Genomic DNA, 13,550 nt, shown 5'->3' on the forward strand with positions numbered 1-13,550 from the left:
CTGTTATTTTTATTATGTTAATTTTATCTTAATAATTTATAACCTTTTCACTACTAGTAAAATTTAAATATTCACTTTGTGAATAGTATTCATCTTCTAATTCAAATAATAAAGCATCATTATTTTTCAACTCATTATTATTTGATAAAAATTCCCTAAAGGGACAAATTTCATGTCCAACTTCCTCTGAATATAATGGGCATGTATTATAACAGCTTACTTTTTCTTTCTTTGTTGACCAAAATGGACATATGCTCAAATTTCTCACCCCATTGCGATATTTTTATATAACCTTTTTACACCATTATAGTATATATATTTAGAAAAATAAAGTAATTTAACCTTTTTTAGAAAAATTTAATATTTAATGGGCAATTTTTTTACTCCAATCTAAAGAATAAAAATATAAATCCCAAAGTTTTCCTTCATCTACTCCAATTATATTGCATAGTTTTTTTATTTTATCTTCTTCAACTTTTTCATAGGCTAAGACTAAATCAAGAATATTTCTAAGAATACTTTCCTCCCCTAACAATGCTTCCTTAATATTATTGTTTATAGGCAAATCCTTAAGAAGATTTTTTAAATCCTTATCCATCATTAAATGGAGATTAGAAAATAATCCTACTAAAAATGCATCTTCTTTCTTTTCATATTCTATTAATTCTGCAATTCTTTCACAGAATTTTGCCCTTATTACCGTATTAGAAGTATGTTCATCATTACCATTAGAGGAAAGCTCTATAACAGATAATACAGATAACCACTTCATTAACTCTTCCTTACCAATAAGCATAATAGCTTCTTTTATAGAACTTATTTTTTCAATAAAATTAAAATAAGAAGAATTTATAAATTTAAAGAATTTATAGGTTAAGGCAACATCTCTTTTTATCATATTTTCTATCTTTTCAAAGTTACTATCTTCCTTTATTAATTCTGCTAAAATTAGAAAGATACTGCTATTTTTTATTTTTATATCCTTACTCAAAAATATAGAAGGTTTACTATAATAATAACCCTGAAAATAACGAAATCCCAATTCCTTTGCTTCATTTAAAGCTTCAAGGTTTTCTATTTTTTCTGCTAACATTTTTATATTATGCTTCTTACATAGCTCTGCTATTTTTATTCTTGCTTCCTTTGTTGATAATAAAAAATCTACTTTTACAAAATCCACAAGATTAACAAATTTTTTAATATCCTCTTCATTTTCAACATCATCTAAAGCTAGGGAATAGCCTTGCTTCTTTAAGTTATTCAAATTTTTTATTACTTCTTCAGTAGGATTTACATTTTCTAATATTTCTATTACTACCTTATCCTTTGGCAGCAATGTAGCTATATTCTTATTGATTAATTTTTCTGGAAAATTTACAAAACCTATCTTATTATTTGTTAAATTATCTATACCAAAAGAATTTATATTTTCTATCACTTGATAAGTTGCTAATTCATCTTCTATTTCTGAATTAAAACTATTTATTGTTGAATTCCTATATAATAATTCATATGCAACAACTTTTTCTTCACAATCATATATTCCTTGTCTTGCTATAAAAATATCCATAGTCTCATCCTCGTATTACTTCCTTATAATTATGTGTTAATTATACAATATTTAGCAGAAACTTGAAATATATTTAATATTTTTATATTTTTATTTTCAAATTTTTTATAATCTATTGAAAGTCTGACAAGGATTGTTTAAAATAATGTTATTATAATTGAAAGTACGAGCATTTAATTAATATTAATTATCTTTTAAAATATAATATTAATAAGTAAGTAATATTGACTTTTAATTACTATTCATATATAATGAAACTAAAATATATAAGGGATGGTGCACTATGGAAAATATTACTTCTATTTTCAAAGAGAAGAAACTTAAACTGACTCCTCAAAGACTAGCAGTTTATAAATATTTAATGAGCACACACGATCATCCTTCTGCAGAAATTATATATAAAGCTCTTCAGCCTGAATATCCTACTATGAGCTTAGCTACTGTCTATAAAGCTCTAAAGACTTTAGTGGAAGTTAACTTAGTACAAGAAATTAATGTTGGTGAAGGAAACTTTAGATATGATGCAAACTCAACAGAACATGCACATATTCAATGTATAAACTGTGGTAAGGTAACTGATTTAGAAAACATTTCGTTTTCAGCTCTAAATAAAACAGCTGAGGAGAATTCCGAATATAAAATTTTATCAAATAAAATTTTCTTCTACGGATTATGTACAGATTGTAATAAATAAAGTTAGGGATTTATCTCTAGCTTTTTTTTATTTACAATAATTTGAATATTAATATTTATCTCTCATATAATTAAATGAGGTGATATAATGACTAAACTTATTATAATAAAGAAAAAAGATGTTCTTTATTACATATTAGCTGTATTGCTTTTATTAACTTTATTATTTATGATTTCCTTATATTTCAACAATAATAACCATATGATTGAAGATGCAATAAATGTGTTTACTCCAATAAACACTAAAAATCATTCTGATTTTGATTTAACTGGTGACGGAATTAATGACGAAGTAGAAATTACAAAAGAAAATAATAAATATCTTGTAAATATAAAATCTAACAATAAAGAATACTCCTTAATTAATAAAGAAGGCTCTAGATATCTTGGAGACTGCGTAAACAAATGGCCAATTAAAATAGAAGTATTTGATTTATCAAGAGATAATATTCCTGAAATAATTGTAAGAACTTCCGTAGATAATCTTCCAATAAACTACATTTTTAATTGGAATGGAGAAACATTTACAAATATATTAACAACAAATGATAATTTAGTTGGAATATTAGATTCTACTAATAATAAAAGCAGCAAATTTTTCTCTTTATCTTCAAAAAAAGGAGATAGTTCTTCCAAGGGTTTTATTTTATTAGATGATCAGCTTAAAGATATTTCTTTTTCAAATACTAAAATTCCGGCACTTTCTCATATTCAAAAATTTATTGATATAATTGAAGCACCTTATGATTTACTAACTCCTCCTGATATTTTTTCATCTGATATAAATAGTTCAGAATTAGCAATCTTATGGAATTTAAATAAAGATAACTATAGATACGCCTTTCAAAATGGCTATTTTATGGACTATGAATGGAACAAAGAAGGAGAAGTACACAGCCTTAGCTGGCTTTTATCCTTTGAAGAGGTAAACCATAAAGATGATACAGTTATTCCTAAGGAGCTGCTCATTTACTTAGATATTAAAAAAGATCAATATAATAATTATAAAATTTATTCAATTCAAAAACTTTAAAAATATAGCTGTCATATAGTCATCTATGTGAAATACTGAATTTACATTTTATAATTCATAATTTCGATTAAAATGCATAAAGAAGTTTATTAATACTGAAACTACCCATAACGGTCCATTACTTTTCTTATTATAACCAAAAAAATTAAAAGGCCGCATAATTGCGGCCTTAAAGGGGATTGGGGGGGTTTAGCTTAAATGAAAATTTCTTTTCATTTGCTATAGGAGAATGTTTCTCCGGTACATTTATATTATTTACATATTGTATTTTTTTATACTTATTTTTTCTTATTTTATATATCCATTTTTATAAGCTTCTATTATTTTGTCAATAAATTCTACTTTATTTGGATTTATAATGACTTTTATTGCTTGCAATATTTTTAAATTTTCATCATCATTATTTCTTATTTTAGCTTCATCCTTTTTTTCTCCTATGTTTAAATCATCACTGCTAGAATTATTCATTCCAGCAAAATTCCCTAAGCCTAAATTATTCATCATATTTTGCAAAGACCCTAAATCTAATCCCATATTATTCAAATTAGGATTATTATTATTGTTGTTTGCTCCCTGATTCAAATTAAAATTGTTTAAATCTAGTCCATCCATTTTCATTGAAGATAACATATTCCCAATCTGACTCATATCTATATTAGAACCTAGCATACTCATTAATTGAAGCGGATTTATTCCAAAGGGAGAACTATTTAAAAGGTTAGAATTAGTTCTTTCCTCTTTTTCCCTTCTACGCCTTCTTCTCTTTGACATTTAGCGTCCTCCTATTATTATTTCTTCCTTCATTATATGTACTAAAATAAAATATGTTAAAGTTTTAAGACATTTTTTTGGAGGGCACAGCCCTCCATCCTCTATTCTACTAGTAAGCTCCACCGAATGAGTTACACAAAGAACCTCCGAATAGTAAGAATAATAATATTATTAACCATGAGCAATTATTATTTAATAGTCCAGCCCAACAAGCTATTAATAAGAATATTATAGGTTGTAAACAGCTGTCTACTCCTTGAAATCCAAATGAATCACAGCAGCAGATATCTTTGCAGCAATTCTTTTTCTTAGACATAATTACCTCTCCTTTCCTTACTTAATTAGATTATTGATCCATTTAAAAAGTTATTATTGTCTACTGTTGAAGTACAGCGATTGCAAATGAATAGAAGCACTAGTAAGAATAAGAAGCCACAACTATTAGATTGTATTCCTTGTACTCCTTCATCTCTTCTTCTATTTGAGCAGCAGCAATCTCTTCTTCTACCACTATAGAATAGGATTAATAAAATCCATATCCAACAGTTAAAGCCACAACCATTATTACAGTTTTGTATAGGGCTTACTCTATCATTACAATCGTAAGAATTTAAGCCATTTAGAATATCATTTACTTCCATAACTTATTCCTCCTTGAGATTTTGTTAAAATATTTAATTTTATAATACATACTATTCTCGAAAATATTAATTGTCACTATTTTTATTGTAATATTATTATTTTTTATAAATAAAAAAGACTTATTTTATTTATTAAGGAATAATTATAGAAGAAAAATTATAAACAAAATATAAAAAAAAGTAGATAATTCATATTATATGATTTATCTACTTTAAGTTCTATTACTTTGTATCCCTATACTAAAGTATATATTTTTACTTTTAATTACTAGTTACTTCACCATCTATTACGTTAGAATTAATATCACAAAATAGCTTATCTACTAATTCATCTTTTCCTTTTTTATTTAAAGAAGAAAAGAAATATAATTTATCTTCCTTAGTTAGTTTTAATGTTTCTCTAATTACCTTTTCACTCTTTTTTTGCTCATTATTTGATAACTTATCGCTTTTAGTTGCAATTATCACTTCGTCATATCCATAAAATTTAATCCATTCATGCATTTGAATATCGTCTGCCGTTGGTTTATGTCTGGAATCAACTAAAAGTATTACTCTTTTTAATTCCTCTCTCCCTTTAAGATAAGTTTCTATTGTTTTACCCCAGCTTTCCTTTTCAGCCTTAGATACTTTCGCATATCCATATCCAGGTAAATCAACAAGATAAAATTCATTATTATTTATTATAAAAAAGTTTATTAATCTTGTTTTTCCTGGAGTTTGACTCACCTTTGCTAATTTTCTTCTATTAGTCAATGCATTTATTATAGAACTTTTTCCTACATTTGATCTTCCAACAAAAGCAACCTCTGGCAAACCTGTTTGAGGATATTGATTTTTCTTTACTGCAGATATAACAAAATCTGCATTTTTAATTTTAAACAATTGTATCAACTCCAATTATAGCATTTTTTATTACTTCATTAACATGATCAACAGTTATTATATTTAACTTATTTTTCACTGATACCGGTATTTTTATCAAGTCTTTCTCATTTTCTTTTGGAATTATTATTGTATCTATACCAGCTCTATATGCAGCTATAGATTTTTCTTTAAGACCTCCAATTGCAAGTACCCTTCCTGTTAATGTTACTTCTCCAGTCATTGCAACATTGCTTCTAACTTTTTTATTAGTTAACGCAGAAACTATTGAAGTAATTATTGTCACACCTGCAGATGGTCCGTCTTTTTTAATAGCCCCTTCAGGAAAATGTATGTGAATATCAGTTTTCTTATAAAAATCTTCATTAATTCCAAATAATTTTGCATTAGCTCTTACAAAACCAAAGGCAATTTTAGCTGATTCCTGCATTACATCTCCTAATTGTCCTGTAAGGGTTAACTTTCCAGTTCCTTTCATAACAACTGTTTCTACTGGCAATGTATCGCCACCAGCAGCAGTCCAAGCCATGCCTTTAACTACACCAACTCTATCTTCTTTTTCCTTTATATCAAAACTATATATTTTTCTTCCTAGATACTTTTCTAACCTATTTGAAGCTATTGAGATAGATTGCTTATTTGTTTTAAGCATTTCAGTAACTGACTTTCTAATTAACTTACCTATTACTCTTTCTAAACTTCTTACCCCAGCTTCCCTTGTGTAGTAATTAATTATATCTTTTATCGCAGAATCTGATATTTTAAATTGTTCATTTTTTAACTCGTATTCTTTTAATAATTTAGGAATTAAGTGCTCCTTTGCAATATGATACTTTTCTTCATAAGTATATCCAGATACTTCTATTACTTCCATTCTATCTAAAAGCGGAGCTGGTATTGTATCAAGAGAATTAGCTGTAGTAATAAATAGTATTTTTGATAAATCTAAATCTAATTCCAAATAATTATCTCTAAAGGTACTGTTTTGTTCACTATCTAAAACTTCTAGTAAAGCATCTGCTACATTTCCTCTAGTATCATAGCCAAGTTTGTCAATTTCATCTAATAAAACTAAAGGGTTATTTACCTTTGTTTCTTTTAAAATATAAGCAAATCTTCCTGGTATAGCACCAATATATGTCTTTCTATGCCCTCTTATTTCTGCTTCATCTCTTACTCCACCTAAGGACATTCTAGAAAATTTTCTATTTGTAGCATTGGCAATAGACTTAGCAATTGATGTTTTACCTACACCTGGAGGACCAACTAAACATAATATTGGACCCTTTAAACTCTTAGTATGCTGCTTAACTGCTAAATATTCAATTATTCTCTCTTTTACTTCTTCTAAACCATAATGTTCTTTATTTAATATATTTTCAGCTTCTTTAATATCAAAACTATCCTTAGTTGATTTATTCCATGGAATATCTAATATCCAATCAAGATAATTTCTAATAACATTCCCCTCAGAACTAAATCCACCTATATTTCTTAGTCTTGATAATTCATTATTTGCTCTTTCTTTTACTGCTTTAGGTAATTTTAACTTGTTTATTCTTTCTTCATATTTCTTTATTTCTTTCTTTTCTTCATCATCTTCACCGATTTCTTCTTGAAGAATTTTAATTTGTTCCCTAATATAATATTCCTTTTGAGACTTATCTACAGTCTCTTTAAGTTTTTTACCTAATTGTTTTTCTAAATTTAATATATCAATTTCTTTTTCAAGTAATATTAAAAGCTTCTCTATTCTTTTTATTACATCTAATTCTTGTAATATTTCTTGCTTTTTATTTTCATCAAATACTACATAGGAAGCTACTATATCTGCTAGTTCACTATAATTACTAATGGAATCAAATATAGTCATAAGGGAAATACTAGTATTGCTTGATGCTTTTAAATATCTTTTAAAACTTTTCTTTAATGTGTTAATATAAGCTTCTATATTTTCATATTCACTATTAGAAGGCTCCTTTATTCTTTTCAGTTCAGCTTCTATATATTTATCTTCTGATTTAAAAGATATTAATTCTCCTCTGTCTACTCCTTCAACTAATACTCTAATTATATCATTAGGTAACTTTATTATTTGTTTAATCTTACAGATAGTACCAATAGAATATATATCATCAAAATTTGGTTCATCAATTTCATAGTCTATTTGACTTACTAAAAATATTTCTGTTTGATTTTCTACAGCTGCATCAATTGCTGCTTTAGATTTTTCTCTACCTATATCAAAGTGTATTACCATTTTAGGGAAAACACTAATTCCTCGTAGAGGAATTAAAGGTAAAGTAATTATATTTTCACTCATCTTATCTCATCTCCTCTGTAAAATTACTATATTAATTATAATATAACATAAGAATTTTACTAATCTATTTATAATAAGTATTTTAGCTTATTTAGAATTTTATAACAATAATATTATAATATAAAGATAACTTTTATCAATGTCAAAAATGTTAACAATAAATTATTAAAAAAGAAGATTTATTAAATATTCTAGAAGATAATAATTAAATAAAATAATTGACAGCTAAAACCGAGAGTTGATATTATATAATTTTTCCCAAAATATATCAACCTCTTTTTCTAACTGCCAATTATCCTTACCTTATTCTCCTTTTGCTGATAACACATCTATATTATCATTAATTTTAATATTATCATCCTTATCTATTTTTCCTTCCCTAGCTACTGCTATCTTTAAAACTTCCATAATAGATGTCACAGGTATTACTTTAATATTTTTCATTTCCTTAAAAGAATCACTCCAATTTTCCATAGGTATTATAACTTTTTTGGCACCTGCTTTTTCAGCTGCTTGAATCTTTGCCAAAATTCCTCCTACCGGTCTAACCTCTCCCAAAATACTGATTTCTCCAGTCATAGCAACCTTGTTATCTATTTCAATATTACTAATTGCACTATAAATAGCCATTGCTATTGCTATTCCTGCTGATGGCCCATCCACAGGCATACCTCCTGGTATATTGATATGTATATCAAAGTTTTCACATTCTAATTCATAAATATTATTAAGAACAGTAAGTACATTTTGTATTGAAGAATAAGCTGTACTCTTTCTTTTTATTTTTCTATTATTGGAACTTAATTCTTCCTCTTCGATTATACCAGATACCTTTAGATTTCCTAATCTCCCCTTTACTCTCTTTGCAACTGCTTCAATTTCCATTAAAATTCCGATATTAGCTCCATGAACTGCCAAACCATTTACTACTCCTACTAAAGGCTTATTTTTAACTCTCTTATCGGGAATTTGTGTATAATTACCATTTTCTATTACCCATTGTATATCATCAGCATTTATGTTTTTTCTGTCCTCATTTATTGCAATTCCTGATGCTAATTGAATTAAATTTACTACTTCTCTTCCATTTGTACAATATTTAGACACCAATTCTAAAGAGCTATCACTGATTTCTAAATTTACCTTTTTAACGGTATTAACAGCTATTTTTCTTATATCATCTTTTTGCAAAGCCTTAAAAAATATCTCAACACATCTTGATCTAATAGCTGGAGGAATTTCTTCTGGACTTCTTGTCGTTGCACCAATTAACCTAAAGTCTGCAGGTAATCCATTATCAAATATCTCTTTTATATAGTCAGGCATATTGGGATTTTCACTGCTATAATAAGCACTATCTAAGAACACTTTTCTATCTTCAAGCACTTTCAATAACTTATTTAACTCTATAGGATGAAGTTCTCCTATCTCATCTAAAAATAATATTCCCCCGTGAGCTTTTGTTACAGCTCCTAGTTTTGGTTGTGGTATTCCTGCAACTCCCAAAGATCCTGCTCCCTGATAAATTGGATCATGTACAGAACCAATTAAAGGATCTGCAATCCCCCTTTCATCAAATCTAATAGTTGTAGCATCAATTTCTACAAACTTAGCATTCTGATTAAAAGGAGAATTATTTCTCTTTTTAGCTTCTTCCAAAACTAATCTTGCTGCAGCTGTTTTACCAACTCCAGGAGGCCCGTATATTATTACATGTTGAGGATTTGGTCCACATAAAGCTGCCATTAAGGCTTTTATGCCATCCTCCTGCCCCATTATCTCATCAAAGCTTGAAGGTCTGCTTTTTTCTGTTAAAGGCTCTGTTAAACTAATGCTCCTCAACTTATTTAACTTATCCATTTCCTTCTTATTCTCTTTTTCAATAACTATCTTACTGGTCTTTCTATTACTATTAGACATCATATAGTATATAAATATTATCATTGTGGTTACTTGAAGTAATATTAATAATTCATTCATAGCTTCTGCATTACTATTTATAATGCATCCTCCCTTCTTACTATTGTCATATCAATTATTATTGACTTCATTATTGGTTAATATTCTATACAAAATAGTTATTCTTTTGTGAAGTGCATAGTTAAGAATGTACATTTCACTGTTTAGGAGATTTTCAGCGAGCCGAGAAGCTAAAACAAAAAAACTGCTGACATTAAGTCAGCAGTTTAAAATCTGAATATATACATTAACTGTGCACTAAGCACTGTAAACTCTAAACTGATTAAGCTGTTTCTATATCTTTTCTTTTCTTTCCTTTTTTAGAAGCTTTTAATTGAGGTCTTACTTCCCCTTCTTTTAATCTAATAATTTCAGGTGATTTTTTTTCTTTAATACAGTCTTCATGTATAATAACCTTTGAAATTGTTTCATCTGAAGGTATATCATACATTACTTCTGTCATAGTTTCTTCAACTATTGATCTTAGACCTCTTGCTCCAGTTTTTCTTTCAATTGCTTTGTTTGCAATGGCTGTTAATGCCTTTTCATCAAATTCTAATTCAACATTATCCATTTCAAATAATTTTTTATATTGTTTTACTAGAGCATTTTTGGGCTGAGTAAGTATATTGATTAAAGCTTCTTTATCTAAACTTTCTAAAGTTACTATGACTGGTAATCTACCAACAAACTCAGGAATAAGACCAAATTTTAATAAATCTCCAGGCATTATTTCCTTAAGAAGCTTTCCTACATCTTTTTCATTCTTAGATGCAATTTCTGCTCCAAATCCTATAGAACTTCTTTGAGTTCTCTTTTCTATTATTTTATCTAAGCCATCAAAAGCTCCACCACAAATAAATAATATATTAGATGTATCTATTTGAAGGAATTCTTGATGTGGATGTTTCCTGCCACCTTGTGGTGGTACTGCGGCTGTTGTTCCTTCTAATATTTTTAATAAAGCCTGTTGAACACCTTCTCCCGAAACATCTCTTGTTATTGAAGGGTTTTCAGATTTTCTAGCAATTTTATCTATTTCATCAATATAAATAATTCCTTTTTCTGCTCTTTCGATATCATAATCTGCATTTTGAATTAGTTTTAATAAGATATTTTCAACATCTTCACCAACATAACCAGCTTCAGTTAATGTTGTTGCATCTGCAATTGCAAAGGGAACATTTAAGAACTTAGCTAAGGTTTGTGCTAATAAAGTTTTTCCTGAACCAGTTGGTCCTAATAATAAAATATTACTTTTTTGAAGTTCTATTTCATCATCTATAATATTTGAACTAATTCTTTTATAATGATTATAAACAGCAACAGCTAAAGATTTCTTAGCTTGTTCTTGGCCAATAACATACTGATCTAAATAGTTTTTTATTTCTCTTGGCTTAGGAACTGTTGTTGTATCTATTTCTACATGATTTTCAAATTCATCTGCTATTATCTCTGAACATAAATCTATACATTCATCACAAATATATACTCCTGGTCCAGCTATTAATCTTTTTACTTGTTCTTGATATTTACCACAAAAAGAACATTTTAATTGTTTTTTATCGTCGTATTTAGCCATAAATTCACCTCGCTTAAGTTAAGATAAAACTATTTTTTATCGCTAGCTAAATTATTTTTAGTAATAACCTTATCTACTAATCCATAATTCATAGCTTCTTCTGCAGACATAAAGTTATCTCTTTCAGTATCTGCTTTAATTTTTTCTAAAGGCTGATTAGTATTTTCGCTTAATATTTTATTTATTATTTCTTTAATCTTTAATATTCTATTTGCATGTATTTCAATATCTGTCGCTTGACCCTTAAACCCTCCAAGAGGTTGATGAATCATTATTTCACTATTAGGTAATGCAAACCTTTTACCTTTTGCTCCAGAAGAAAGTAAAAATGCTCCCATAGAGGCAGCCATACCTATACATATAGTTGAAACATCTGGTTTTATATATTGCATAGTATCATAAATTGCCATTCCTGAAGTAATTGATCCACCTGGACTATTTATGTAAAGATAAATATCTTTATCAGGATCTTCACTTTCTAAAAATAACAATTGTGCAACCACTAAATTTGCAGTATCATCATTTATTTCTCCACTTAACATGATTATTCTATCTTTTAAAAGTCTTGAAAAAATATCGTATGATCTTTCTCCTCTGCCTGTTTGCTCTACGACCATTGGAACTAAACTCATTGTATTCACTCCTTTTCTTCTTTACTCCCTCTTATATAATATATCCATATTAAAAAAAACTAATTATATTTGCTTATAATAAAATTATATAAAACTTTATTAATTTTGTTAATAAGTACTTGAAATAATTGCCAGAATTTTATTCTGGCAATTATTTTATAATATTCTATTAATTATTTTCTACTAATAACTTTAAAGTTTTTTGAATTTTAACATCATATTCTAATGCTGATTTTTGATTCTTTATTAGTAAATCAATCATTTTTTCATCATTTGCTGCTGAATACATTTCTGCAACTTCTTTAGCTCTTTCCTTTAGTTCTTCTTCAGTTGCTTCAATATTTTCAGCTTTTATAATTTCTTGTAATACTAAATCAGTTTTTACTTTATTAAGAGCATTTTCTCTCATAAAATCTCTTGTTTTTGCTTCATCTGATCCAGTGAATTGATAGTATTGTTCTAAGTTTAATCCTTGATATTGAAGTCTTTGTTCTAAGTCTTTTAGCATTGAATCAATTTCTTTTTCTACCATTACTTCTGGAACATCAATAGTTGCATTTTCAACTACTGCTTTGATAACAGCATCTTCAAATTCTCTTTCTTCTCTAGCTTTATTATTCTTTTCTAAATTAGACTTAATATCTTCTTTTAATTCTGCTAATGTTTCAAATTCTGAAGCTTCACTTGCAAACTCGTCATCTAATGCTGGTAATTCTTTTACCTTTATATCCTTAACTAGAACTTCAAATCTTGCTTTTTTATTATTTAGATCTTCTCTTCCATAGTTTTCTGGGAATGTTACATTAACATCTACCTTATCTCCTACTTTAGCACCAATTAATTGGTCTTCAAAATTATCTATGAAAGTACCTGAACCAATTTCAAGGGAATAGTCCTTACCTTCTCCCCCCTCAAAAGCAACATCATCAATAAAGCCTTTGAAGTCTATAACTGCTATATCACCTTTAGCAATTTCTCCATCTTCTTTACTTTCTATTCTTGCATTCTTTTCTTGCATTTCTTTTAATCTATTTTCTACATCTTCATCATTAACTGGGTATGTAGGTCTTTCAACTTTTAATCCTTTATATTCACCCAATTGTACTTCTGGATAAACTGTTACTTCTGCAGTATAAACAAAATCCTTTCCTTCTTCTGCTGTAACTATATCTATCTTTGGATAATCAACTGGCTTAATATCATTTTCATCTAATACCTTTCCATATGAAGAGTCTATTGCAAAATTAATTGCATCTTCTAAAAGAACTCCAATTCCATAATATTTTTTAACTATATTTATTGGAACTTTTCCCTTTCTAAATCCTGGGACATTAAAGCTTTTTACATTCTTTTTATAAGCCTTTTTTATAGCTTCATCAAATTTTTCTGCTTCAACAGTAACTTCTAGTTTAACTAGATTCTTCTCTATTTTTTCCATTTTAGCCTTCATTGTACTCTTCC

The 13,550-nt window shown here is 27.6% G+C and carries 13 protein-coding genes; 2 read left to right on the forward strand and 11 right to left on the reverse strand.

What is annotated here, in order from left to right; translation table 11 throughout:
* Nucleotides 1-28: 28 nt before the first annotated feature.
* Complete coding sequence (locus tag BEN51_RS09895) at nt 29-259, reverse strand: hypothetical protein (protein WP_119865904.1); 231 nt, start codon at nt 257-259, stop codon at nt 29-31.
* 105 nt (nt 260-364) lie between these two features.
* Entirely contained in the window at nt 365-1,570 is a 1,206-nt protein-coding gene (locus tag BEN51_RS09900) for an EAL and HDOD domain-containing protein (protein WP_119865905.1), read from the reverse strand.
* Nucleotides 1,571-1,853: 283 nt separating this feature from the next.
* On the opposite strand from BEN51_RS09900, the gene perR reads away from it, so the two are divergent.
* Together perR and BEN51_RS09910 are read left to right on the forward strand one after the other, a co-directional pair.
* Nucleotides 1,854-2,264, forward strand: coding sequence for a transcriptional regulator PerR (gene perR / locus BEN51_RS09905; protein ID WP_119865906.1), 411 nt, complete (start codon nt 1,854-1,856; stop codon nt 2,262-2,264).
* Between the two features lie 87 nt (nt 2,265-2,351).
* Nucleotides 2,352-3,296: a hypothetical protein gene (locus BEN51_RS09910; protein ID WP_119865907.1), complete on the forward strand. Its 945-nt coding sequence runs from the start codon at nt 2,352-2,354 to the stop codon at nt 3,294-3,296.
* Between the two features lie 288 nt (nt 3,297-3,584).
* Here BEN51_RS09910 and BEN51_RS09915 read toward each other — a convergent pair whose 3' ends face one another.
* From BEN51_RS09915 to tig, 9 genes are all read right to left on the reverse strand, one after another.
* Nucleotides 3,585-4,067: a hypothetical protein gene (locus BEN51_RS09915; RefSeq protein WP_119865908.1), complete on the reverse strand. Its 483-nt coding sequence runs from the start codon at nt 4,065-4,067 to the stop codon at nt 3,585-3,587.
* 109 nt (nt 4,068-4,176) lie between these two features.
* Nucleotides 4,177-4,383: a hypothetical protein gene (locus BEN51_RS09920; protein ID WP_119865909.1), complete on the reverse strand. Its 207-nt coding sequence runs from the start codon at nt 4,381-4,383 to the stop codon at nt 4,177-4,179.
* Nucleotides 4,384-4,408: 25 nt separating this feature from the next.
* Nucleotides 4,409-4,708 carry a hypothetical protein gene (locus BEN51_RS09925; protein WP_119865910.1) on the reverse strand — a complete coding sequence of 100 codons (300 nt, stop codon included), beginning with the start codon at nt 4,706-4,708 and terminating at the stop codon, nt 4,409-4,411.
* A gap of 261 nt (nt 4,709-4,969) precedes the next feature.
* Nucleotides 4,970-5,593 carry a ribosome biogenesis GTP-binding protein YihA/YsxC gene (gene yihA / locus BEN51_RS09930; RefSeq protein WP_119865911.1) on the reverse strand — a complete coding sequence of 208 codons (624 nt, stop codon included), beginning with the start codon at nt 5,591-5,593 and terminating at the stop codon, nt 4,970-4,972.
* On the reverse strand, nt 5,586-7,916 hold the full coding sequence (gene lon / locus BEN51_RS09935; RefSeq protein ID WP_119865912.1) for an endopeptidase La: 2,331 nt from the start codon (nt 7,914-7,916) through the stop codon (nt 5,586-5,588). The genes yihA and lon overlap by 8 nt, the downstream gene beginning before the upstream one ends.
* 303 nt (nt 7,917-8,219) lie before the next feature.
* Nucleotides 8,220-9,896 carry an ATP-dependent protease LonB gene (gene lonB / locus BEN51_RS09940; RefSeq protein ID WP_119865913.1) on the reverse strand — a complete coding sequence of 559 codons (1,677 nt, stop codon included), beginning with the start codon at nt 9,894-9,896 and terminating at the stop codon, nt 8,220-8,222.
* A gap of 262 nt (nt 9,897-10,158) precedes the next feature.
* Nucleotides 10,159-11,457 carry an ATP-dependent Clp protease ATP-binding subunit ClpX gene (clpX, locus tag BEN51_RS09945; protein ID WP_119865914.1) on the reverse strand — a complete coding sequence of 433 codons (1,299 nt, stop codon included), beginning with the start codon at nt 11,455-11,457 and terminating at the stop codon, nt 10,159-10,161.
* Nucleotides 11,458-11,486: 29 nt separating this feature from the next.
* Entirely contained in the window at nt 11,487-12,089 is a 603-nt protein-coding gene (clpP, locus tag BEN51_RS09950; protein ID WP_119865915.1) for an ATP-dependent Clp endopeptidase proteolytic subunit ClpP, read from the reverse strand.
* Nucleotides 12,090-12,258: 169 nt separating this feature from the next.
* Nucleotides 12,259-13,539, reverse strand: coding sequence for a trigger factor (gene tig, locus BEN51_RS09955; protein WP_119865916.1), 1,281 nt, complete (start codon nt 13,537-13,539; stop codon nt 12,259-12,261).
* Between the last annotated feature and the right edge of the window lie 11 nt (nt 13,540-13,550).

It is taken from the genome of Clostridium isatidis (assembly GCF_002285495.1).
In the GTDB taxonomy this organism is placed as follows: domain Bacteria; phylum Bacillota; class Clostridia; order Clostridiales; family Clostridiaceae; genus Clostridium; species Clostridium isatidis.

What these genes read in the sequence shown, in the direction of transcription:
- BEN51_RS09925 (WP_119865910.1), bottom strand. Translation starts at nt 4,708, where the DNA reads ATGGAAGTAAATGATATTCTAAATGGCTTAAATTCTTACGATTGTAAT.
- perR (WP_119865906.1), top strand. Translation starts at nt 1,854, where the DNA reads ATGGAAAATATTACTTCTATTTTCAAAGAGAAGAAACTTAAACTGACT.
- BEN51_RS09920 (WP_119865909.1), bottom strand. Translation starts at nt 4,383, where the DNA reads ATGTCTAAGAAAAAGAATTGCTGCAAAGATATCTGCTGCTGTGATTCA.
- BEN51_RS09900 (WP_119865905.1), bottom strand. Translation starts at nt 1,570, where the DNA reads ATGGATATTTTTATAGCAAGACAAGGAATATATGATTGTGAAGAAAAA.
- clpX (WP_119865914.1), bottom strand. Translation starts at nt 11,457, where the DNA reads ATGGCTAAATACGACGATAAAAAACAATTAAAATGTTCTTTTTGTGGT.
- tig (WP_119865916.1), bottom strand. Translation starts at nt 13,539, where the DNA reads ATGAAGGCTAAAATGGAAAAAATAGAGAAGAATCTAGTTAAACTAGAA.
- clpP (WP_119865915.1), bottom strand. Translation starts at nt 12,089, where the DNA reads ATGAGTTTAGTTCCAATGGTCGTAGAGCAAACAGGCAGAGGAGAAAGA.
- BEN51_RS09910 (WP_119865907.1), top strand. Translation starts at nt 2,352, where the DNA reads ATGACTAAACTTATTATAATAAAGAAAAAAGATGTTCTTTATTACATA.
- lon (WP_119865912.1), bottom strand. Translation starts at nt 7,916, where the DNA reads ATGAGTGAAAATATAATTACTTTACCTTTAATTCCTCTACGAGGAATT.
- BEN51_RS09915 (WP_119865908.1), bottom strand. Translation starts at nt 4,067, where the DNA reads ATGTCAAAGAGAAGAAGGCGTAGAAGGGAAAAAGAGGAAAGAACTAAT.
- lonB (WP_119865913.1), bottom strand. Translation starts at nt 9,896, where the DNA reads ATGAATGAATTATTAATATTACTTCAAGTAACCACAATGATAATATTT.